17 protein-coding genes are annotated in these 23,390 nt (G+C 47.5%); 12 read left to right on the top strand and 5 right to left on the bottom strand.

Going from position 1 to position 23,390, the window contains the following annotated elements; genetic code table 11:
* Positions 1-11 precede the first annotated feature (11 nt).
* From V6C11_RS15505 to cimA, 5 genes are all read left to right on the top strand, one after another.
* Positions 12-1,529 (top strand): 2-isopropylmalate synthase, encoded by a 1,518-nt coding sequence (locus V6C11_RS15505; RefSeq protein WP_333532109.1) that lies wholly within the window; start codon positions 12-14, stop codon positions 1,527-1,529.
* Between the two features lie 66 nt (positions 1,530-1,595).
* The gene (leuC, locus tag V6C11_RS15500; RefSeq protein WP_333532108.1) at positions 1,596-2,858 is read left to right on the top strand and encodes a 3-isopropylmalate dehydratase large subunit; all 1,263 of its coding nucleotides are present in this window, start codon (positions 1,596-1,598) and stop codon (positions 2,856-2,858) included.
* Positions 2,859-3,359 carry a 3-isopropylmalate dehydratase small subunit gene (gene leuD / locus V6C11_RS15495; RefSeq protein WP_333532107.1) on the top strand — a complete coding sequence of 167 codons (501 nt, stop codon included), beginning with the start codon at positions 2,859-2,861 and terminating at the stop codon, positions 3,357-3,359.
* Positions 3,352-4,422 (top strand): 3-isopropylmalate dehydrogenase, encoded by a 1,071-nt coding sequence (gene leuB, locus V6C11_RS15490; protein WP_333532106.1) that lies wholly within the window; start codon positions 3,352-3,354, stop codon positions 4,420-4,422. The genes leuD and leuB overlap by 8 nt, the downstream gene beginning before the upstream one ends.
* A gap of 117 nt (positions 4,423-4,539) precedes the next feature.
* The gene (gene cimA, locus V6C11_RS15485; protein ID WP_333532170.1) at positions 4,540-6,096 is read left to right on the top strand and encodes a citramalate synthase; all 1,557 of its coding nucleotides are present in this window, start codon (positions 4,540-4,542) and stop codon (positions 6,094-6,096) included.
* A gap of 366 nt (positions 6,097-6,462) precedes the next feature.
* On the opposite strand, the gene V6C11_RS15480 is transcribed toward cimA, so the two are convergent.
* The 3 genes from V6C11_RS15480 to V6C11_RS15470 are packed head-to-tail and all read right to left on the bottom strand — an operon-like array spanning position 6,463 to position 8,757.
* Positions 6,463-7,452, bottom strand: coding sequence for a PstS family phosphate ABC transporter substrate-binding protein (locus V6C11_RS15480; RefSeq protein ID WP_333532105.1), 990 nt, complete (start codon positions 7,450-7,452; stop codon positions 6,463-6,465).
* 51 nt (positions 7,453-7,503) lie between these two features.
* Positions 7,504-7,737, bottom strand: a complete 234-nt coding sequence (locus V6C11_RS15475; protein WP_333532104.1) for a hypothetical protein — start codon at positions 7,735-7,737, stop codon at positions 7,504-7,506.
* Between the two features lie 54 nt (positions 7,738-7,791).
* Entirely contained in the window at positions 7,792-8,757 is a 966-nt protein-coding gene (locus V6C11_RS15470) for a transporter substrate-binding domain-containing protein (RefSeq protein ID WP_333532103.1), read from the bottom strand.
* 271 nt (positions 8,758-9,028) lie between these two features.
* Here V6C11_RS15470 and V6C11_RS15465 point away from each other — a divergent pair, with 271 nt between their 5' ends.
* Positions 9,029-10,759: a YcdB/YcdC domain-containing protein gene (locus tag V6C11_RS15465; RefSeq protein WP_333532102.1), complete on the top strand. Its 1,731-nt coding sequence runs from the start codon at positions 9,029-9,031 to the stop codon at positions 10,757-10,759.
* A gap of 64 nt (positions 10,760-10,823) precedes the next feature.
* Here the strand turns inward: V6C11_RS15465 and V6C11_RS15460 are convergent, their stop codons facing one another.
* Positions 10,824-12,416 carry a DUF4127 family protein gene (locus V6C11_RS15460; protein WP_333532101.1) on the bottom strand — a complete coding sequence of 531 codons (1,593 nt, stop codon included), beginning with the start codon at positions 12,414-12,416 and terminating at the stop codon, positions 10,824-10,826.
* A gap of 345 nt (positions 12,417-12,761) precedes the next feature.
* Positions 12,762-13,265, bottom strand: coding sequence for a hypothetical protein (locus V6C11_RS15455; protein WP_333532100.1), 504 nt, complete (start codon positions 13,263-13,265; stop codon positions 12,762-12,764).
* Positions 13,266-13,584: 319 nt separating this feature from the next.
* On the opposite strand from V6C11_RS15455, the gene V6C11_RS15450 reads away from it, so the two are divergent.
* The 6 genes from V6C11_RS15450 to V6C11_RS15425 all read left to right on the top strand — a co-directional run bounded on the left by V6C11_RS15450 (position 13,585) and on the right by V6C11_RS15425 (position 23,368).
* Complete coding sequence (locus V6C11_RS15450; protein WP_333532099.1) at positions 13,585-14,643, top strand: Wadjet anti-phage system protein JetD domain-containing protein; 1,059 nt, start codon at positions 13,585-13,587, stop codon at positions 14,641-14,643.
* A complete protein-coding gene (locus tag V6C11_RS15445) occupies positions 14,628-16,160 on the top strand; it encodes a replicative DNA helicase (protein ID WP_333532098.1) in 1,533 nt (510 codons plus the stop codon). The genes V6C11_RS15450 and V6C11_RS15445 overlap by 16 nt, the downstream gene beginning before the upstream one ends.
* Positions 16,144-16,884, top strand: a complete 741-nt coding sequence (locus V6C11_RS15440; protein WP_333532097.1) for a DUF6063 family protein — start codon at positions 16,144-16,146, stop codon at positions 16,882-16,884. The genes V6C11_RS15445 and V6C11_RS15440 overlap by 17 nt, the downstream gene beginning before the upstream one ends.
* 2 nt (positions 16,885-16,886) lie before the next feature.
* Positions 16,887-21,332 carry a hypothetical protein gene (locus V6C11_RS15435; RefSeq protein ID WP_333532096.1) on the top strand — a complete coding sequence of 1,482 codons (4,446 nt, stop codon included), beginning with the start codon at positions 16,887-16,889 and terminating at the stop codon, positions 21,330-21,332.
* Positions 21,333-21,542: 210 nt separating this feature from the next.
* A complete protein-coding gene (cdaA, locus tag V6C11_RS15430) occupies positions 21,543-22,367 on the top strand; it encodes a diadenylate cyclase CdaA (RefSeq protein ID WP_333532095.1) in 825 nt (274 codons plus the stop codon).
* Positions 22,364-23,368, top strand: a complete 1,005-nt coding sequence (locus V6C11_RS15425) for a CdaR family protein (RefSeq protein WP_333532094.1) — start codon at positions 22,364-22,366, stop codon at positions 23,366-23,368. The genes cdaA and V6C11_RS15425 overlap by 4 nt, the downstream gene beginning before the upstream one ends.
* Positions 23,369-23,390: the final 22 nt, after the last annotated feature.

Raw genomic sequence — 23,390 nt, 5'->3', positions numbered from 1 at the left:
GAGGGAATGGTTTGAACAACCGGGTGCATATCTTTGATACCACCCTGAGGGATGGTGAGCAATCCCCAGGGGTAAGCTTAAACTTAAATGAAAAATTACAAATAGCCAGGCAACTTGCACGGTTAGGAGTAGATATTATTGAAGCTGGTTTTCCCCTTACCTCCCCCGGAGACTTTGCTGCTGTTCAGGCTGTGGCCAAAGAAATACGAGGGATTACCGTTGCAGGCTTGGCCCGGGCAAACGTTAAGGATATTGACTGTGCGTGGGAAGCCCTAAAAGGCGCTGAACAGGGACGCATTCATATTTTTCTTGCCACATCTGATATTCATTTGAAATATAAATTGCGGATGAACCGGGAGCAGGTTATTGAAGCGGCTGTGGCTGCTATAAAACATGCCAAGAAATACACCTCCGACGTAGAATTTTCTGCGGAAGATGCCTCCCGTTCGGATTTGGAATACCTTTGTAAAGTTTTTGGAGAAGTCATTAAGGCCGGTGCCACAGTGATTAATATACCGGATACCGTGGGCTATACCACACCGGAAGAATATGCTAAATTTATTCGGGCGATTATAGAAAAAACCCCAGGCATGGATACGGTTACTACCAGTGTGCACTGTCACGATGACCTAGGTTTGGCAGTGGCCAACTCACTGGCCGCAGTGGGAGTCGGTGCCAGACAGGTGGAAGGGGCCATTAACGGCATCGGAGAAAGGGCTGGTAATGCTGCCCTGGAAGAAGTGATTATGGGGCTGCATACCAGAAAGGATCATTATGGCTTAACAACAGGCATCAACACCCAGGAAATTTATCGAACCAGTCGATTAGTAAGTTCTTTGACCGGTATGCCTGTGCAGCCTAATAAATCCGTGGTGGGTAAAAATGCCTTTGCCCATGAATCCGGCATTCACCAGGATGGTGTGCTAAAGGAAAGAACCACCTATGAGATTATGAATCCAGAACAGGTGGGGATTATCGCTAACAACTTAGTTTTAGGTAAACACTCTGGGCGACATGCCTTTAAGGAGCGTTTGTCGGAACTGGGTTATAGCTTAAACGAAGAAGAATTAAATTTGGCCTTTAGCCGCTTTAAGGTACTGGCCGATAAAAAGAAAGAAATTGCCGATCAAGATTTACAGGCCATCGTGGAAGATGAGATCAAGCATATTCCAGATACCTATGTATTGGAATACCTGCACATTTCCACTGGGACCTCTGTGGTACCCACCGCTACCCTGGGACTACGGGTCGGTGAGGAACTAAAAGAGGAGGCTGCCTGTGGGGATGGACCTGTAGATGCTATTTATAAAACCGTGGATAAAATTACAGGGTTTTCCTGCACTTTAGTAAACTATGCCCTTAATGCCATTACAGGCGGCAAAGATGCTTTGGGAGATGTAACAGTAAAGCTACAGTGTGAGGGAAATGAAAAAACCTATACCGGACGCGGTCTCAGCACGGATATATTAGAGGCCTCGGCGAAGGCCTATGTAAATGCTGTAAACAAATTAATTTACGATCAGAAATAAGTTTTGATATAACACAAAGCCGGCGGCAGATGCCGGAAGGCTGAAAGCTATAAGGGGTGAATTACCGTGCCAATGACAATAACGGAAAAAGTATTGGCTGCAGCAGCAGGCAAAGAAGGGGTAAAACCTGGAGAACTAATCAATGCGAAGGTTGATCTGGTTTTGGCAAACGACATTACGGGACCGGTAGCCATCAAGGAATTTGCTAAGATTGGCCGGGCAAAAGTTTGGGATAAAGACAGAGTGGCGTTAGTGCCGGACCACTTCACACCCAACAAAGACATTAAGTCTGCCGAACAGGCAAAGCTGGTACGGGACTTTGCCCATGCCCAGGAACTGACAAACTATTTTGAAGTTGGACGTATGGGGATTGAACACTGTCTACTGCCTGAACAGGGCTTGGTGGGACCCGGCGACGTCATTATCGGGGCCGATTCCCACACCTGCACCTATGGGGCATTGGGAGCCTTTGCCACCGGGGTAGGCAGCACAGACTTGGCCGCTGCCATGGCCCTGGGTGAAACCTGGTTTAAAGTGCCGGAGTCAATGAAGTTTGTCTTTAACGGAAAGTTAAGTAACTATGTTGGCGGCAAGGATTTAATCCTCTACACCATCGGTAAAATAGGCGTGGATGGTGCCCTATATAAAGCCATGGAATTCTGCGGCGAAGCCATCCGCCAGTTATCCATGGATGGTCGCCTAACCATGTGCAACATGGCCATTGAAGCCGGGGGTAAAAATGGGATTATCCAACCGGACGAAATCACCCGGCAGTATGTGGAAGGACGGACGAAACGGCCCTATACCTTCTTTACCAGTGACCCGGCTGCACAGTACTCAGAGGTCTTTGAATTTAACGTGGCGGATATTGAACCCCAGGTGGCCTTTCCCCACCTGCCTGAAAATGCTCGGCCCGTCAGTCAAGCCGGCCATGTGGATATCGATCAGGCGGTCATTGGCTCCTGCACCAACGGTCGCATGGAAGATTTGCGGCTGGCAGCAGAGGTCCTCCAGGGGAAAAAGGTTCATAAACGGGTTAGATTGGTTATTATTCCTGGTACCCAGGAAATCTATCGTCAGGCCATGCGGGAAGGTCTCTTTGAAATCTTCCTGGATGCCGGGGCTGTGGTCAGCACCCCCACCTGTGGTCCCTGCCTGGGAGGTCATATGGGTATCTTAGCCAAGGGTGAACGTTGCATTTCTACCACTAACCGCAACTTCGTAGGTCGCATGGGCCATCCAGAAAGTGAAGTTTATTTGGCGAACCCTGCTGTGACCGCAGCCAGCGCAGTTACTGGTCATATTTCTCACCCTGGGGAGGTGCTGTAAATGAGCTTACAAGGTAAAGTATGGAAATTTGGCAACGACGTGGACACAGATGTCATTATTGCAGCACGTTACTTAAACACCTCTGATCCAGTTGAGCTGGCGAAGCACTGTATGGAAGACGGAGATCCTACCTTTGCCGCCAAGGTAAACACCGGCGATATCATGTTGGCCGGGAAAAACTTTGGCTGCGGCAGTTCCCGGGAGCATGCTCCCATTGCCATTAAGGCTGCGGGGGTTTCCTGCGTTGTGGCAAAATCCTTTGCCAGGATTTTTTATCGCAACGCCTTTAACATTGGTTTACCCATCTTGGAATGCCCGGAGGCCGCTGACGAAGTCAATGAGGGAGATGTTATTTCCGTTGATGTAGGCAGTGGTGCCATTGTTAACCAAACCACGGGTAAGACCTATCAAGCAGTGCCCATTCCAGATTTTATGAGACAAATTATTGATGCCGGCGGACTCATCGGCTATGTTAAAGGGCGGGTGAGCCAGGATGTATAAAATAGCACTGCTGCCCGGTGATGGTATCGGGCCGGAAATTGTTCCCCAGGCTGTTCGGGTTTTACAAGTCATCGGGGAGAAATACCAGCGGCAGTTTGAATTTAAAACTGCCCTCATTGGCGGAGCAGCCTATGATGCCACTGGGCACCCACTGCCGGAGGAAACCCTGGAGCTTTGCCGCAATAGTGATGCGGTGCTTTTGGGGGCAGTGGGAGGACCTAAGTGGGATAATCTGGAGCCCCAGCTAAGACCAGAAAGGGGTGCCCTGTTACCCCTCCGTAAGAAATTAGGCCTCTATGCCAATTTACGGCCCGCGGTGGTGAACCCCGCCCTGGCTGAGGCTTCCCCCTTGAAGGAAGAATTGGTTTCCGGCTTGGATGTTATGATTATCCGGGAATTAACCGGCGGCCTATATTTTGGCGAGAAACACCGGGAAAATTTGCCCGATGGCGGACAAAAGGCAGTCGAAACCTTAGAATATACCACCCAAGAAGTTGAAAGGGTAGCCCGTTTAGGCTTTGAAATGGCCAGAAAAAGAAACAAAAAACTAATGTCGGTGGATAAGGCCAACGTATTAGAAAGTTCTAAACTGTGGCGGGAAGTAGTGATAAAGCTAGCCGAGGAATATCCCGATGTTGAATTGAGCCATATGTATGTGGATAACTGTGCCATGCAGTTGGTACGTAATCCCAAGCAATTTGATGTCATGGTTACAGAGAACATGTTCGGTGATATCCTGACAGATTTAGCTTCCCAGCTTACCGGTTCCATCGGGATGCTTCCCTCTGCCAGCCTGGGCGGAGAAGTGGCCCTTTTTGAACCCATTCACGGTTCGGCTCCGGATATTGCCGGCCAGAACTTAGCGAACCCCATTGCCACCATCCTATCCGCCGCCATGATGCTGCGCGTTACCTTTGGTTTAGACACCGAAGCAGCAGCCATTGAGCAGGCCGTGAATCAGGTATTAGCCCAAGGCTACCGCACCGGAGATATCATGCAGCCAGACAAAACTCAGTTGGGCACAGTGGAAATGACCGATGCTATAATAAAAGCTTTAGGGTAAGAATATGGGGTCAAGCCATGAGTCTTGGGCACGGCCCAGAGCTCATGCCGGACCCTAAAGAAATGCAGTATGAGAAACAATGAGGTGGTTTGAATTGGGGATTTAAAGACAGTTAAAATATACGACACCACACTACGGGACGGTACCCAGGGTGAAGGCGTAAGCCTTTCGGCAGAAGACAAGGTTAAAATAGCCCTAAGGCTAGATGATATGGGTTTCCATTATATCGAAGGGGGTTGGCCGGGATCCAACCCTAAGGATATGGAATTCTTTCATCTTATCAAACACCACCATTTAAAGAATGCTCAAGTCACAGCCTTTGGCAGCACCTGCAAACCAGGTGTGGAACCTGAGCAAGACACCAATCTAAATGGTTTGTTAGACGCCGGCGTTCAAGTAGCAACTATTTTTGGTAAATCCTGGGATTTCCATGTAATCAAAGCCCTTAATACTACCCTGGAGGAAAACCTACGCATTGTACAGGGATCAGTGGCTTTCCTAAAGGGTAAAGGACTTACCGTATTCTTTGACGCGGAACATTTTTTCGATGGTTACAAGGCCAATCAAGAATACGCTTTACAGGTCCTAAGGGCAGCCGTCCAAGGCGGAGCAGATGCAGTGATCCTCTGTGATACCAATGGAGGTAACATGCCACATGAAATCCAGCAAGCTGTAACCCATGTGGCCCGGGAGTTACCGGGAGTGGAATTGGGCATCCATGCACACAATGATGGGGAAATGGCCGTGGCCAATAGCATCATGGCGGTGCAGGCTGGTGTCACCCAGGTGCAGGGAACCATTAACGGCATCGGGGAGAGATGCGGCAATGCCAATCTTTGCTCCATCGTACCAAACCTTAGCTTAAAAATGGGTTGTACCACCATTCCGGCGGCTAATCTAGCCTACCTGACCGAACTCTCACGCTATGTCTACGAACTGGCAAACTTAAACCCAGTGGCGAATCAACCCTTTGTGGGTGAGAGCGCCTTTGCCCATAAGGGGGGCATCCATGTCAGTGCCTTAATGAAGGAACCAGGCACCTACGAGCATATGGCTCCCGAACTGGTGGGCAATGTAAGACGAGTGCTGATGTCTGAGCTGGCCGGGATCTCCAACCTCCTCTATAAATATAAAGAACTCCAACTGGACAAAGGCAGCCCAGAAGGGCGGCAGGTCCTGGAGCAATTGAAAAACATGGAGCACAAAGGCTACCAGTTTGAAGCAGCCGAGGGGTCTCTGGAACTAATGCTCCGCAAGGCCATCAACGGCTACCAAGAACCCTTCCAAATGGAAAGCATGAGGCTGATTCTAGAGATGCGGGAACAAAACCCCATTCATTCAGAGGCGGTTATTAAGCTGAGGGTCGGGGAAGAAATTGTCCATACCGCAGCCGAGGGTAATGGCCCGGTAAACGCTCTGGATAACGCCCTAAGAAAAGCGCTGGAAACCTTCTATCCGGAAGTGGCTGGCATGCGTTTATCCGATTACAAGGTTCGGGTTTTGGAAGAAAAAGCAGGAACCGAAGCCCAGGTTCGCGTGCTTATCGAAACCGGCAACGGCAAAAAGAACTGGGGCACCGTCGGTGTTTCCACTAACATCATAGAAGCAAGCTGGCAGGCCCTAGCCGACAGTATGGCCTATGGTCTACTGCCAGAAACCAAAGTAAACAGCTAATCAAAGCCCTTGTTTTGCCTGTTGGCAAAGACAAGGGCTTATTGTTATTTTTGTTATTGCCGTTAGCAAGTGTTGCATTATGTATAAGGAATGTATCGTTGCCCCAAAACGGGTGGACAGAGTCGTCCCCCTACATGGTTCACAGAAATCCACGGTGATGCAATATAAGAATAATGTTCAGCAACTCATAAATATATTTTTTACATTTTCTTGTAAATAATGTATTTATAAGATATAGCAGAAACAAATATAAAGATTAGCGTACGTGCAATGAATCCATCTGCAAAAAAATAACTATATGCATATTGTAAGATTATGGAGGAAAATACCACAGTGATAAAAAATAAAATTAATCTTTTTAGAGTATTATTCATAAGGAATAAGCCCCAGTCCTTTTATAACAGCCTTTCCATCATCACTTTTCAGCCAGTTGATGATAATCCTGGCACTGTGGTTTTTCGGCAAATCCTTGCGCACCACCGCATAATAACCATCCGTAAGAGAATATGAACCATCTGCCAGGCTTTCCTCCGTGGGAACGAAACCCTCAAATGCGAGGATCTTCAACCTTTCATCGATCCCTGTAACTTCCCCCATGCTTTTTAAATAAGTGTATAGAGTATAGCCAAGTGCATAGCTGTCTGTGGGGCTGCCATTCAATCCGCCATTATGGTAAAAAGCCACTTGTTCCAGCATACCCTCCATGGTTAGCTCCACATAGTTTTTCTGTATGGCGGAGTGCATTTTCTTACCGTTTAAAACAAGGTTATCCATCTGTGATTGGCTGCCGCTGTCCGAATTTCTACAAATTGGCACAAGCGCACGGTTAGGGCCACCTAACTCAGTCCAATTCGTTATGCCATAATCGAGGTATATGCTGCGCAACTGCTCTAGTGTTATATTTTCCGTCTCGTTTTCGATGGGGGTGATAAATACCAGTGCCTCGGCGGCTATTGGGAAAAATTCAAGTTCTACGCCCTTGTCCTTTGCAAGGTCCAGAACATCCGAAGAGGCATAGGGTACAATGATCATATCCACTTCACCGTTTATCAGTGCTTGATAGGAAGGGACTGTTTTTGCTGCTGTTTCAGGAAAATTGTCATTTTCATAATACTGATAGAGCGCTTTATTGATGGCCCGAACAATTGAAAGCGTTGAGGTAGAGCCATCCATTTTCGGATAGTTTTGATGCGTAATTCCTAATTTCCCAGCAGTATCACTCATAAGGTTTGCATTATTAACCGTTGCATCTTTTGATGGAGAAACCGTGGGTTGCGGTGTGTCTGCAACCTTTGTACAAGAAACAAGTACGAGTGCCATAAAAAGCATTAACACAAAGACCAAGGGTTTCCTCATTATTAACCTCCTTCCCGATCACCTTCTCACATTATTAACTAGAGGATAAATCTATACTTTTTTATCCCCGTTTAATTTTTCTTTAATCAGATTAATTTCTTCCATAATCATCATTGTACAAACGATGACCGTAAATAGTAGCGAAATTAAAATGGCATGTGTTGCAGCATGATAGGAACCTTCTACCGAACTGTATCCAATATTTGAAATGATGGGAGCAATGACGATGAGCGATAGAAAGAATATAAATACTGTCGCAAATAAAGCCCAACCGATTCTTTTCATATACAAATACCTCCTACTATTCAACCATGGTGCCCTGGCACCATGGTTGAATAACTATGAAGCAGTGTGCCATGTGTTATCGCCAAACCACTGCTGATAAATTTTTGCATACTCGCCGCTTTCTATGATTTTTTGTAAACCGTTGTTAATCTGGTTCAGTAGTTCAGGTTTGTTTTGAGCCACAGCAATGCCCATTTCCTCTGGGGAAATCAATTCACCTAACAACTTGATGTCATTGTTGGTACGAATATATGTGCTAGCGGAGGGGAAGTCGCAGATGGCGGCATCTACTTGTCCTTTTTTTAATTCTGTCAGGACCTGTTCAACGGTGTCAAAGGGGTGCAGCTTAGCCGAGACCTGTTGTTCAACTAGACCAGAGGCATAGGAACCACCTTGTACAGCAACGCTTTTACCGGCCAAATCAGATAGTTTGTTTATACTGCTGTTATTGGATTTTACAGCAATGACTTGCCCGTAAGTAAAGTAGGGCTGGGAAAATAAAAACCGCTTTTTTCGTTCCTCGGTGATGCTGATACCAGAAATCACGGCATCCACTTGATCAGCCAGCAAAGATGAAAAAAGTTGATCAAAGGAAACATTTTTAAATTCTACCTCCAGGCCCTCAGCCCTAGCGACAGCTTGCATTAGGTCAATATCAAAACCGATATATTTATTGTTTGGTTCCAAAGACTCAAAGGGTGGGAAGGTAGGGTCGCAGCCAACCACAATTTTTTGCTTGGCCATGGCCGGTGTTTCACCAATCCACACCGTTAAAGTATCGCCATCCCATTTTACCGACTGGCCTAAGGATTCTGTCACAAAACGCAGGGGCACATAGGTGGTACCCTGATGGATAAAGGAGGGTTGTCCCTCCGTGGGGGTTTTCTCACTGCCGTTAATAAAAAATTTCAAGGGCAAGGGATTTACCGTAACTGTCTGATCCGCTGCCAGTGCTTGAGTGCTAAATGGGAAAACTACCATTAAGAAACCCAAAAGAATAAGTAAGAAGTTTCTCTTCATAAAGCAATACCTCCCAAAAATTTATATTTAATCATTACTTAGACGAAAGAGAGGAAAAACCTCTTGTAGATTTTCAAATCAATTTTGAAGGGGATGACAATAAACTTCTATCATTTGCGGTAGATTCCAATGCGGAAGGAATGATTGTTAGCACCGAGCGAAAGGGAATTTTGGGGTTACTTAAAATTTTACAACAAGAAAGCCTATAAAAATCATTAAAGGTTATTCCTTGATGGGTTATAATGGTATAAAAACATGGAGGGAAACGAAATTGACTAAGCATATGGTAGCCGGAGTTGTTCTGGCCATGGGTCTGCTGATGACCTCTATGGCGACGGCAAGTGAAAGTAGCCAAGTTGCCGTGCCGGAAAGGATGGAACAAACGAACCAGATAGCAAAAACTGAAGCTGATTCGAAGGAGGCAACTATTGCCACGGGGGTTGAGTTAACAGATTCACAACAGAGGATGCTGGAAAAATATTATCAGATACTGCCGGAGCTGAAAAAACTAACCCTTCAATTTGTAGGAAACTCTGAAACAGACAGCATTTGGATATGGCACTTTTATCAAGAACTTCCGCCGGGAAGCTCCGGTATCGATGCAGCCAGTGCCAGATTAACCTTTGCTGCCAACAGCGATGAACTCTGTACGTTTGACATGTCAATTCCTGAGTGGGCCACGGAAAAACTGCCGTCACAGGAATTAGCCAAGCAGCAGGCAGCTCAATTTATTAAGAGGGTTCTGGGGGACAAGGCAGACCTCTACCAAATGAATGAGCAATTAGGCTATAGTGGTAGTTCAAGTAGTGATAGTGAGGGTAAAGAAATACGGTGGAGTGCAAGGACGATAAGCTTTGATTATTTAGTGAATGGGATACCCTTTTTGAATCAAGCACTAAGGGTAGACGTGGATGCCGCTGGGCATATAACCGGTTATTACCGACAAAAAATGGACAATTTAGATACCGGTGTCTTTCCAGACCCGGCCAAAGCCATCAGCCAGCAAGAAGCCACGGATATATTTAACCAAATGATACAAATGAAACTGAACTACATACAGTGTCAACCCTTGCAATTCGGCATGAGGGGCGAATCAAGGGAGACTCGTCCCGTTCTTATGTATGCGCCGGTGCATGCCAGTTCGATTGATGCCTTATCCGGTGAACCTATACAGGAAATGGGGAATTTGGCCAGCCAATCGGAGAGGGTGCAATTGATTGGTGCAGGGAAGCAACTTTTGGCACAGACCAAGGAAGAAGCGGCTAAAGTACTGGTCGAAGAATTTAAGATGGACATGGGAACGATGGCGTTTAATCATATTCATGAACATAAAGATACTTTCCAAGGAGCTACGAAATATAAAGACTTTTCCTGGAGCACTGCCAATGAGCCCGAGGACGGAAACAACATTAAGTATGTACACCTACAGACTGTTGCGGATAGCGGAGAAGTTTTGCGTTTAAGCGTGCAAGATCACTCAAAGGCAGTTAAAGAAGAGAGGGTTTCCAAAGAGTTAATTCGGCAAAGAGCCCTGCAATTTATACAAAGGTATTTGGCTGCCGGTTCAACCGAAATGGATTTAGTATCCTATGATTTTGATACGATCGCCTGGTTTGATCCGAAACGAAAGAACAAAGAAGAGCTGCCGGAGCCAGTCAGTCATTTTTCGTTTTACCCCCTATATCAGGGAATTCCAGTCAGTGATGGGGGCTATTTTGTTTCGATCAATAATTTAACGGGTGAGGTAGTAGGATATGCCAAAGGTGGTTTGGATCCTTCTGTAAGGCTGCCGGATAAGCAAGGGATTGTCACCGCTGAAGTTGCTAAAGCTGAGTATCTAAAAACCCACCCCCTAGCCTTGACCTATTTCTGGCCGGAATGGCTCGGGCAGAGGGCACCAGCCCCGTATCTGGTTTATATGCCAAAACCTCAAGCGGGTGTCACATATATTGATGCTTTGACCGGCCAATCAGTAGTGATTGGGTATGGCGATAGCGATTAATTTTTAAATAATTAAGAAGAGGAGTGTCGCCTGCTGCTTGATTAAGCAGCAGGCGACACTCCCTTTAAATTTCCACCTCAACCTTAATATTAAAGGCTCGATGCCAGGGCAAAGAAACATCTTGTACCTTAACGTTTAAGTTATGGTTATCGGCAAAGGTCTGGAGCCGGGTTTTAATTTCGTCCTTTACCCTTGCTTCCAGTGGGCCTAAATTATTTTGGCCATAGCCCAAGGGGGAAAGGACTTCCCTTTCAACGGCTTGACGAATATTCGCCTGATAAGCCCAGTCATCCAAATATCGAATGGTCAGGAGCCTTTGCTGCAGCTCGATATCCATATAATCTGCCAGCATGCCTTGACCCAGGGTATAGCCGACACTGTTGCTGCAGGTGTTCCAGCCAGAGTAGGCCTTAAGATAGGGCAGCATTTCTTCCTTTTCCAGCAGGGCCATGAAGGTATTATCCGCCCCGTTGGAAAAGGCAATGTCAGCAACGGCAATTTTTTTGTTTTGCTGTAGAAAGCCTTGCAGGGTTTCTACAAATTTTACCGTGCCGGGCCTGTTTTGGATCACATTGTGGGCAGTAGCCGCCTCTTTGGTGACACCATTCTCCGGGCTATTGACACCGAGGATCAGGTCGGCTTCGGCAGGTTTGGCCACGGTGATGCCACCGGCAGCAACAATGTGATCCTGAACGGTGACCGCTAAAGGTTGGTCTTCATAACCGGGCAGAGTGTTGCCCCCAGCCCCTGGTGCATATTGAATATATACCTTTGGCTTGACCCCGGCTAACTCATTGGTTACCCTGGTCAGCAATACCATGCCCAGTTCATCGGCTCCGGGGAAGGTAATAAATTGACTCTGGGGCATTCCCGTAAAGGCACCCTGTAGCCTGCGGAAGTCATGGTGACTGGCGCAATGAACGGCACAATCATCCCGGGTGAGGGCCATGTAGTCGATGATACCCTTTTTGTTAAGGCTGATTAATTGCTTGGTAACATTCAGGTTTCTGGCCCTGCGGTTAAACCAATCACTGCGGATGGCTTGGGGTATGTCCGCCTGCAGTTGAGCAAACCTTTTCTCTTCCGCCGGAGTTAGCGCTCCCAAATCCGCTCGGTCCAGCAAAGCGCTGTACTGAAATAGTTTGCTGCCATAAGTAAGGTAATAATCCGGTTCTTCGGTGCTGCCACTTTCCCTGGGAGAACGCATAATCGTAGTGAAAATATAAACCTTTGCCTTGGGATTGATTTTCTTGATTTTGGAGAAATTAGCCACTCGGTTGGTTAGGGTTTGGATATCAAGGGAGTGGATGCGGGAGGGAATAAGCCCCCCGTAAATCATGTTATCACTGGCCATTACCAGATAGTCTACCTGGGGACACTGTTCCAAGACCCACTGCCAAAGCCTGTCCGTATTCGCGGCATTTTTTTTATTGGGCAGTAATTCCCTAGGCGGTGTAATTACCTCTACCCCGGTCCCGCCAATGGTTTGGGTTACATAATCCAAACTGACTGGCCTTTCATCCAAAGGCACAAACAATACCTTGCCGGAAACTTTCCCGATGGGGGATTCCTCATTAGCAGGATTGCCATGGGCCATGGAGTGGGAAAAACTTGTGATAAGCAATAAAGAAAAACAAAGCAAAATAATCCTTTTCACGATCATTTACCCCTTATAGAAATATTTGATAACCTATATTATATAAGGACGATAAAATGTCAAAAACGTTCCTGCTAAATAGAATTTGCTAGTGTTTTTAGGCAAATTTGTCGGATTTCCATAAATGCTAAAATTAAAATTTTGTGCTGAGAAAAGATGCGAATAAAATCAGGGGTCTAGCTTGCAACGGCAGAGAAGGAGAATAAACGGTTAGCTCTTAAAGTGGCTGTTGAAAGGGCTGGAACACAAGCTGTTGTTGCCAATATTACGGAAGAGAATGTGTCAGAAGAAATAATGAATGACTGGGTTCGAACGTTGTCCTGCGAGGTATCTGACCTTTCAGCTTTATTTTTTTAGTAGGGCTTTTATGGATGGCTCCAAACCACCATCCTCATTCACTCCTACGGTCCAGAGAATTCCAATCTGTTCTACAGAACCGTTCTTTCGGGATAAAACCAGGAGTGGCTTGCCCATGCTGCTAGTTTCCTTGAGCCAACCAAGTTCATCGACCTGTATGCCGCCGGCCAATGCCACTTTAGCCAAATCCTTAGGAAGTAGGCGGTATTCCAGTGCATATACGTCAATCGGTGTATCGGCCAATTTGTCAAAGGTTTTCACCAACTCCAGGCGGGTTATCTTACTGTCGATAATGTTCACGGCCGGGTTTGCTTCATAATTTGCGATATCCCTGTTAATCACTTCCCGGGCAAAACGAGTAATTTGTTCTAATTCATCTGCCTCTTTATCCTTTGGATGAACCAGCCATTCCATCCCCACTGCGAATACGAGGATGATGGAGAAGATAATCACCCAAAAACTTGGCTTTTTATAGTTCAACACTTCTTTCATTCCTCCTTTTTCCTTTTGAGTTTTCACCTCCACTTAATATGAACGGTTATCGGCAAAGGTCTGAAGGCGTGTCTGATTTTTCCTTAATAGTAGGACGGTAAACGGTCAAAAACGTTACCCAGATGATAATGGAAATGTGAAACGTTAGCTAACATGGGAATCGCAACGACGATTAAGCAGCAAGTGACGCTCCTTTTTATTTTGTATTATAGCACAGGTAACCGAATCCTCAATTACCAGTAAATATAACAAAAAAATTGTAGGAATATGTTTCTTGCACCTAGAAAATAGAAATAACTTGCGAATTAATTTCAGGGTGGTGAGTAAGCTGAATGCACAGGTTTGGCAAAGGCTTTATCAATTTTTACAGGAATATAAAAAGAAGACCGTCGATTTGTCTACACTGCAAAACCTTTTTGATGCCTCGGTGGAATACCCCGCCTTTGCTCATACCGTAGAGAAGTTAGAGGCAGCGGGACTATTGATACCAGTGAAGACCCGGGGCTATAACCATAAGACCCCAGCCTTGGCCTATCGATATCACATTGGCCAGACGGCCCTGCATCAAGATTTTTACCGGGAACTGCAGCGTTTACGCCTACGATTACATCCTGCGATAAAACTGGATTTTTATTATAAAAGCGGTCCGAAGGGTTGGCAACAGGACCTGCCCTGGGTGGAAAAGGTAGATGTCTATTTGAAGGAGTATGGCTTGCCAGGGGACTTGGTACCGGCACCGGAACGTTCGTATCAGATTATGGGAGATGAGAAATGGTACGACGAATCTGGGGGCAAGGAGCTTTTAGAGCGGCTTGGCTTGGGAGATAAGTTGCTGGGTATCTGTCCTGCTCCGGAGCCCCTGGTCTGGGCCTTGCAGCCGGATCTTTGGCGAACCGGCAGACAACAGCACCTTCATCTCATCGTAGAAAACAAGACGGCCTTCCACGCCCTGTTTGGGGATTTTCACCAGCAGCAAAACTTTACCACGTTAATCTATGGACGGGGTAAAGCCGTCATTACCGGGTTGGCTTTGTTTTATCAGCAGACCGGGCTATCACCTAGTCAACAACACACTTTTCATTATTTTGGCGACCTTGATTATGAAGGGATCGGGATCTGGTACAGCCTGCAGCAAAGGATGCCGGTGCAGCTGGCCCGCCCCTTTTACCAAGCCCTGTTAAGCAAGGCTGATCAGCCGGGCAAGGATAATCAAAGGGCCAATGATGAGGCCCTGGCTCAATTTCTGCCGCATTTTTCTTTGCCGGAGCAGGAAAGACTGCAACAGATGTTGCTAAGGGGATGTTATTTGCCCCAGGAGGCCCTAAGCACAGAAGAAATAAAAACGATAGGGAGAAATTACCCGTGGATCAGCGACTAAAGGATTTAACCCGGGGCTACCGGGAAAGAATGAATCGTTTAGCGATTTTTGAACCCCTCTATGAATTGGATCGTAAATTGGGCAAGGATCAGAGGGGCAACCCCATCGATTGGTTCAGCCTGGGCCTGTTAGCCCTGCTGTTTTTCTTTGAGAGCATGTTAACCAGACGACGCCAGACCTCGGTAAGGGATTTGGCCCAATATTTACAGGCAGTAAATGCCACAGGGCCAATTGCCTCCGATGAAGCAGGTTTTTTAAAAATGGCCCGGGAAATTATCGAAACCTTTCGGGATGCCTCGGGTAAAAAGAAGGAGAAATCCTTTTATAACTGGGAAACCAGACGGCGGGAGCAGATCTATTACTCCCTGCTGGAGGTGCGGGAGTCCAATCTGGCCCAAAACATCCAATATTATCGCCTAACCGAGCGGGGATTGGAACTGATTTTTGCCACCAAGGAGTATTACAGTGAATTTCATCTTTCCATTAATCAACTGGTGCTGCGCAAGCAGTTGGAAAAGGGAGAACTGAATGGTGCTTTAAGGGAAATCGATGAGATGAGTATTGCGGTGGAGGAACTGCGACGCAAAATGCTGCAGTTAAACCATGAGGTGCAGCGTAACATCATTTCCCATGAGACACAAAGCAAATATGTGAAAATGCTGGACGAAATTCATGCCCGGCTGGCCAGAGAACATGAGGAATTTAACGAACTGCATGGTTTCGTGCTGGAAACCAAAAAGAAATTTGAGTATGAGCTGCATTCCGAAAAGGAGCGCCGGGCCTATGGACTGCTCATAGAGATTGCCAAGGAACTGGAAATGGTACATCACCAGCACCGTACCCTGCTGGATGAAAGCATCAGTTTAAAACGCAAGGCCATGCAGGCCGCCAGGGAATCCCTCTATCATGCGGGGCTCACTGCCTTTAACTTTAACCAGGACATTACCTCCAGGGTGATGACCTCTCCGCTGCCAACCCTGGCAGTCCAGGGGCTGGTAAGGCCATTCCTGGGACCACACCTGGAAAAAAGCTGGTCTCCTTTGGAAGTCTTTGCTCCCCAACGGCTCAATAAAGCCGGCGCAGAGGAAGAGTGGGAGACCGGTTATTTCCCAGAGGCAGCCACCGATCTGGACGAAGAATCCTTTTTCTTATGCCAACGGGCTAACTATAAAGCCATTGCCGGCTTTATTCGAGAATTAATGGGGGAACGCACCCTGATAGAATTATCCGAAGTAGCAGCCGCATTGGGACAACAAGAAGACCGGCGGCACTGGTTAGAGCATCGCTCTTTTTACGATTTCTGGCTCCTGCTGCACCAATATTCACCGGTCAAGGCAGCCGCCGGTAACCGGGAGGATCGGGCTGCCAACCTACTGGATGAAATCATGGCCAGCTGGCCCGAAGCCTTGGCCATCGAGGTACAGGAGAAGGAGTCACTGCTGCAGCCGACGCAACGGTATGAAATTCAAGAAATGATTTTACAGGTGAGGATGAAGCCAGATGCAATTTCACAGTGATGATATTGAACAGGCCTTTCGGGTACTGGTTCACTTAATTCAACGGGGGAAGGTTGCCGAAGAAGAAGAGGTTTTTCGCTCTTACCTAACCAGCAGTGAAGTACGCAGTTTAATCGATTCCTTTGCTGCAGAAACGGATAGCGTGATCATCAAAACCTCGGAGCACCTCTTTTTGCTGCCTAAATCCGGGCAGTCGATCTTTCATGTGAAAAATGCCTATATCCGACGGGAATATTTTGGTCATCAAGCAACCAACCTGGATATTTATATGATGTACTTTTGCATCATTGTGTTGTTTGGTGCCTTTTACGATAGCTACGAAACCAGTGAAGCGACCAGGGACTTTTTGCCCCTGGGGGAATGGCTCGTCCAGATTCGGGAGCGCATGGACACCCTGAGGGAACACGGCCCGGAAAAACTGGCTCAGTTGGAACAGGAAAGTGAGTGGAACTGGAGCAGTGTCATTGAATACTGGGAAGCCCTGGACGATCTCAAGGAGACGGCCAAGCGTCAGGACAGTAAGCAGCAGAGCAGGCTGGGCTTTTTAAAAAGGGTTATCCGGTTTCTCAAGGATCAGGATTTAGTACTGGAACAGGGCAATGACGAGCTGGTGCTGACCGAAAAGGCTAAAATTATTATTCAGCGCTATTTTATGGATTTAGAATACAATCGGGGTATTCTGGCCTTTATGTACCAGTACGACCAAGTGAAAGGAAATGAATAGCAATGCCAGCCATCTCAAAAATTCGCTTAACCAACGTACAATATGAACAGGGGAATAAGCGTTACAATGATGAACTATTTTTGTTTGATGGCCATAACGGTGCCATCTTGCTGGAAAATGGCGGCGGGAAGACGGTATTTATCCAGAGTGTGATTCAGGCCATGGTGCCCAACGGAGTGCTGGCGGATCGCAGGGTTAGGGATACCCTGGATGTGACCGGGTCACCTGCACACATCGCCGTAGAGTGGCTGCTGGATCATTCCCCCCGGCATTATGCCCTAACCTGTATCACTTTCTATATGGGCAAGGAAGGTCTGGAATATCTGCTCTATGCCTATGATTATCCCGCCGGGGATAAGGGACGCATTGAATTGCTGCCCTTTGTGCGGCAGGATGGCAGTGGGAAACGTCCGGCCAACCGGGACGAGATGAAAGAGTATTATCAAAAAATGGCTGCCAGTTCCATGAACGCCAAAACCTTTGCCACCAAACAGGAATATCAACAGTATCTGGAAAAACAGTTTCAAATTGTCAGCTCGGAATGGGAAGCCATGATCAAAATCAACAGCTCCGAAGGAGATGTGGAAAAATTTTTCGACCATTGCAAGACCACTGGGCAACTGGTGGACAATCTCTTAATTCCAGTGGTGGAGCAGGGCATGGCTGGCAATGGCACCAAGGATTTTGCCAAGACCTTTGATAACCAGCGGCATCAGTTTCGGGAATATATGTCCTTGCAGGAACAAATAAAGGAATATCGTCAGGTGACCGAGCAAATTACCCGCATCATCGAGCGGTACGGGGCATTGGCCCGGGAAGAAGCAGCTCTCTTGCACCAAAAGGCCCGGGCGAAGGGACTTTTTCAAAGGGTAGCCGAAGAATTTGCTTTGGCAGAGACAGAGCAGCAGGACCTGGCGGCCACAGAAAAGGATTTACAGGAGAGAGAGCAATACCACCAACGGAAAAAAGCATCCCTCAAGATTGCTCACCTGCAACAGGAACAGGCCCAATTGCAAAGGGAGTTAGACACCCTGGGTCTGGCCAAAGAGGTAAAAAACCAGGAATATCAGGAATGTCATCATCAACTGGTATCCCTGCAGTTTGCCCGGCTGCAGGCACAACGAACGGAAAAGCAAGAGCATTTATCCTTTCTAGAGTGGGAACTGGCCAACCTGGCACAATCGCCGGATATTGAGCGGCTGAACGGGGAGTTAAACCAAATATTGGCTGGGCTAAGGTATCATTACGATCGGCAGGAAGAGGCCATCGTAGAGCAACAAAGGCTGGCAGAAACCCAGCAAAGGGAGATTTCGTCAAAGGCCCAGGGCCTGGAACAGGAACTGGAGCAAAGCCGTGGCGAATTACAGCGGGCCAGGGTGGAAGAAGCGAGTCTAAGTAGGGACTTGAAGCATATCGGAGAACAACTGGAGCAAATACAGGAAGAAATTTTAGATGACCCGCGACGGGAAACCGTCCCCCAGCAAATACCCTTATGGCAAGAACGCTCGGCTCAGGTGGCTCAGGATTTACAAGAAATGATTCAACAAATCAAAACCGGCAAAGAAAGTAAAGTTCAGTGGCGCAGCCTGATAAAGGAATTACAGCAGGAACTGACCACCGCCAACAGGAACCTAACCCAGGCCGAGGAACGATTGGCAGCTATACAAAGGCAGGAAGAGATGCTGCTGGAACGGCTTTACTTACTGTCGCCCCAGGATCAGGAAATCCAATCCCTTTATCTGCGCCAACCGACGGTCCAACACAGGCTGGAGGAGGAACTGGCTCGGCTAACGGTGCAGCAGGAGAAATTGCTGGAACAGGAGCGGGTCATGCTGCGTCTGTATGATCTGTATAAAGACAACAGCGTTTTCACAGCCGATCCCGCCCTGGAAAAATGGCTGCAAAGGAGTCAGGGTACCTTCCCCTCCTTACAACTGGGGACCTCCTTTGCCTCCCTCTACCTGGAAGAGCATGGCCAACTGAGCATGGCGCAACTTTACCAGCACTACCCCCTTTGGCCCGTTTCGTTGGTGGTAAGCCAGGGGGAGCTGGAGAAATTACAGAAGCAGTTGGAGAAGCAGGGGGATCACTGGACACACCCCATCTTTATCCTGAGTGAACAGGAGGCCAGGAAGTTGGCCGCCACCGGAGAGTCAGCACGACTTCGCCAAGTTACCCCGGCACGCTGGCCTAAGATTGCCCAACAGGAGGACTTTCAGGCCTGGCTTGGGGCACAAAGTAAGCTAGCCGCGGAAGTAACCGCTGAAAGGATAGCCTGTACGGATAGAAAACAGCAGTGGCAAGCCCTGGCGGATGGCATGCGGCAATTTTGGCAGGCATACGATCACCAAAGGATTTACCAACCCCTCAAGGAAGAGGTGGAGCAGGCGAAAGGGCACTGCCAACGACTGAGGGATGAAATTCAGGCCAGGGAGAAGCAGTATCTGGAACAGGAGCGGCGGTTGGAGGAGGCTGTTACCCGGCAGGGAATTTTGGAACAGGAACAAAATCATCTATCCCGGCGGCTGCAGCAGGGTATCAAGTGGCAGCAGCTGGAGGAAAAAAGAGTACATGCTGTGAATCTCCTGGAACAAGCAGGTTTCCGGTGCCAAGCCCTGGCAGAAAAGATGCAAGGGCAAAAGCAGGAGGCAGAGGGTTTAAAACAACAGTTAGACCGTCAACAGGAAAGATTGCGGGATATTGATCGAACGTTGATTACACTGCGGGCCGAAGAGGAGTACAACAGGGTACGGCCGGTTCAGGGACAGGCCACGGCCATATCCTTCGAATTGTTAAAGGAACAAAGATATGGGGTTGCGGCTAAACTGGCGGGCTGGCAAGAAAATAGAACCTCCTTGGAACGACAAATACAGGCCCTGGAAAAAGAAATCTCACGATTAACGCGGGAAAGCAATACGCACCTGACCCAATTTGGCGAAAATATTGATCAAGCAATGCTGTTTCCGCCCGGTGGAGATGCCGAGATTGATCGGTTGGCAAGACTAAGCAAGGAAGCTGCCGCGGCATTAGACAAAGCAGAAAAAGGCTATCAAAGCCGATATACTCAATGGGGTATTCAAGGAGCCACCATCGATAACGAAGTACAGCATTATCAGGCAGGATTTGGTTTGGTATCGGTGGTGGACTTTGGCCAAAGCAACCTGGTGCGGGTTCAGGAGGAATTGATCCAGGAGAAAAACCGCTTGGCAACTGAAGAAAGCCTATTAGGCCAGAGGAAAAGGGAATTACTAACCCTGCAACAACAGTTGGAGCAAGTAAAGCAAAAATTAGAAGTGGCCCAGGGTATTTACCATTACCAACAGGATGAAATAGAAGGGTATGCCCTTAGCTTAAAGGAATTGCAAGAATATCCCTACCGTCGCCTGGCATTTACCGATGGTTTAATAAAGGAACTGGAACTTAGCCAAAAGAGGGTGGCTGAGCAGCAAAAAATAGTGGCAGAGGCCAGAAAACATTTTGAGGATTACTGCAGCCGGGACATTCGGGATGAAAAGACCAGGCAGCAATCCTTAAACGGCATCCGGCTCAAGACCACTTACCCCGATATCAAGGAATGGGGTGAGCAACTCCAGGAGCGTATCCGGGCCGCCACCCATATTTTGGAGGAACACCTGCGTACCCTTGATCAGCAGGTACAGCATTTTGTAGCCCACCTGCATGGGCATCTAGTACGTATCTGCGAAGAACTGCTCACCATCCCTAAAATGACCGTGGTGAAAATAGAGGATCGGAGAAAGCAAATATACGACTTTACTGTGCCCAATTGGCAGGAGCAGGAGGGCAAAGCAAAGCTGCGCAAACACCTGGAGTGGATGATTCAAGAATTAGAGAAGGAAAAGTATAAAACCGATCAGGGTGTTGAAGATGAGGCCAGGATTAAAAAACAAATAGAAAATTGGCTGCATCCCAAGCAGCTTCTACAAGTCATTGACTCCAGCCAGGAAATCAAAATACGCTGCCGCAAGGTCAACAGCGATATCCACGTCAGCACGACCTTTACCGAATGGCCCAGAACGGAAAAGTGGTCCGGCGGGGAAAAGTGGAGTAAAAATATGACCCTGTTCCTGGGGATTCTCAATTATCTGGCAGAAAAGCGTCAGCATATTCGCCGGGGAGAAGGGAACCATCGGGTGGTCATTGTGGACAATCCCTTTGGCAAGGCCTCCAGTGACCATGTGCTGGCACCGGTATTCTTTATCGCTAAACAACTTGGTTTCCAAATCATTGCTCTGACGGCTCATGCCGAAGGGAAGTTTTTAAAGGATCATTTCCCGGTTATTTATAGTTGTCGGCTGCGCCCCACCAAGGATCCTTCTATTGCCGTTATGACCAAGGAAAAGGAAATCAGCCGGGCCTTATTCCACGACCTGGACCCCTTTGAAATCGAACAATTGGGCGAGGAGGAGCAATTATCACTTTTTGCCTAAGGACCGTGAACCGGGGGCAATAACCCCCGGCTTTTTTTAGGTCACAGGCAAGCGAGCCAAGCTTTTCCCATGCAGGTAGTGAAATAATTCATTATTCCAACCAGAAGGTTAATGAAAATTAATAGCGAAAAAGATCAAGTGTACTTTTTCGTGGATTAGCCCAGCGATTTTAGAAATACTAAAAAATATTAGATATAGGGGGAGTGCCAGTTGCTGCCATCACTAAAGGCGCTGAATCTTGACATTATAAATCTCACTAGCATCTTGGACATTCTCCTGGTGACCTACGTATTTTACCGTTTTATGCGAATTATTCAAGGTACGCGGGCTGTCCAACTGATTAAGGGTTTAGTGGTGCTGTTGGTGGCAACCACTGTTACCAGTTGGTTTCATTTGAACACCCTAAACTGGTTGCTGCAACAAGTTATGACCGGACTGGTGGTGGCTTTGCCCATTGTTTTTCAGCCAGAACTTAGACGGGCATTGGAAAGTCTAGGACGGGGGAAGTTTTTTGCCAGATCAATGAGTACTCTGAAGGAAGCAGATAGAAGCAGGATGATCAATGAAGTGGTACGTGCCATTACCGTTTTGACAAAAAACAAAATGGGTGCCCTCATTATTGTTGAAAGAGTTACTGGCCTAGAAGAACACATCGATTCAGGAGTTAAGTTGGATGGCATCGTTTCAGGGGAGTTTTTGGTTAATATTTTTATTCCGAATACACCCCTGCATGATGGTGCTGCGGTTATCCGGGGTGACCGTGTGGTAGCGGCTGCCTGCTTTTTACCACTCTCTGAAAACCCGGATATCAGTAAAGAACTGGGTACCCGCCACCGGGCGGGAATTGGTATTTCAGAGGTATCGGATGCCCTGGCGATTATTGTATCGGAGGAAACCGGGACGATTTCTTTGGCCATCGATGGCGTTTTAGATCGTATGTTAGACGAATCTACCCTCAAGCAAAAATTAATGGATGCCCTGGAACCCAAGACTAGCAGCACACTGGGCGGGGTATTAAGGAGGGATGGGGAATGATTCGCCGCCTTAAACTTAGCAACAAAACGATGTTGCTGCTATCTTTAGCACTGGCCATTATTCTCTGGCTATACGTAAATATCGTCCATAACCCTGGCAGGGAACAGGAATTTCGTGTGGCCTTAGATACCCGGGGCACCATACCCCAAGACCTAATCATCAGTGAATTACCCAAAAATGTTGCGGTTCGTGTCCAGGGGAAAAATATCATCCAGTTATCCGGTGTAAGGAGCCAGGATTTTCAAGCCACGGTCGATTTAAGTAATCTTCAGGAAGGGGTCAACAGCCGCCCGGTACAGGTAACCGCACCAAGCGGATTACAGGTGGTTCAGGTAAACCCGGTGCGGGTAGAAATTAAAGCCGATCGGCTGATTCATAAACAATTGCCCATTATAGCGGCAATAAAAGGAGAGGCCCAATATGGCTATACCGCATTAGAACCAGTCATTGAACCCAACCTGGTGCTTGTTCACGGTACCGCCACGCAATTAAAAAACATAGCCAGTATTACGATTAATATAGATGTAACCGGTGCCACGCAAAATGTGGAACGAGTACAGAGTGTACCCCTGCCCACGGGGCTCACAGCGACAACGGAGAAAGTAAAAATACTAGTGCCTGTGACCCGGTCCCTACCTTATCGAATGTTAACCGTAATGCCCAGCTACACAGGCAATCCCGAGGCAAACTTTCAGCTGGTGCGGGTTATTGCTCAGCCCACGAATGTGCAGGTATATGCACCGGAGGCGGTTTTGGATAAGTTAGAGAGTATTAGCACGGAAACCATCCATATTGAGGGCATCACCAAAGATACCATCAAAGATGTGCCGCTGCAGTTACCCCCTGGCGTAGTGGATCTTATCCCAGGCAGGGTTGAGGTGGCCATTCAAGTAAAACCGAAACAGCCTGTAACAGAGCCGGAACCACCCAAAGATACACCGAATAAAGATAATCCGGAGGGTGCCGATGAAACCAAGCAAACAAATAAAGGCATGGAATAGGGGGAGGTGGTTTTTCCAAGAT

Source organism: Desulfotomaculum sp. 1211_IL3151, from assembly GCF_036763075.1.
Classification (GTDB): Bacteria; Bacillota; Desulfotomaculia; order Desulfotomaculales; family Desulfotomaculaceae; genus Desulfotomaculum.
Note: the sequence above shows the minus strand (reverse complement) of the source record. Positions and strands in the feature narration are given on the sequence as shown.

Excerpts from the sequence above, each read along its gene's own strand:
- leuD (WP_333532107.1), top strand. The coding sequence starts at position 2,859 with ATGAGCTTACAAGGTAAAGTATGGAAATTTGGCAACGACGTGGACACA.
- leuB (WP_333532106.1), top strand. The coding sequence starts at position 3,352 with ATGTATAAAATAGCACTGCTGCCCGGTGATGGTATCGGGCCGGAAATT.
- V6C11_RS15480 (WP_333532105.1), bottom strand. The coding sequence starts at position 7,452 with ATGAGGAAACCCTTGGTCTTTGTGTTAATGCTTTTTATGGCACTCGTA.
- V6C11_RS15475 (WP_333532104.1), bottom strand. The coding sequence starts at position 7,737 with ATGAAAAGAATCGGTTGGGCTTTATTTGCGACAGTATTTATATTCTTT.
- V6C11_RS15470 (WP_333532103.1), bottom strand. The coding sequence starts at position 8,757 with ATGAAGAGAAACTTCTTACTTATTCTTTTGGGTTTCTTAATGGTAGTT.
- V6C11_RS15455 (WP_333532100.1), bottom strand. The coding sequence starts at position 13,265 with ATGAAAGAAGTGTTGAACTATAAAAAGCCAAGTTTTTGGGTGATTATC.
- V6C11_RS15440 (WP_333532097.1), top strand. The coding sequence starts at position 16,144 with ATGCAATTTCACAGTGATGATATTGAACAGGCCTTTCGGGTACTGGTT.
- V6C11_RS15435 (WP_333532096.1), top strand. The coding sequence starts at position 16,887 with ATGCCAGCCATCTCAAAAATTCGCTTAACCAACGTACAATATGAACAG.
- V6C11_RS15425 (WP_333532094.1), top strand. The coding sequence starts at position 22,364 with ATGATTCGCCGCCTTAAACTTAGCAACAAAACGATGTTGCTGCTATCT.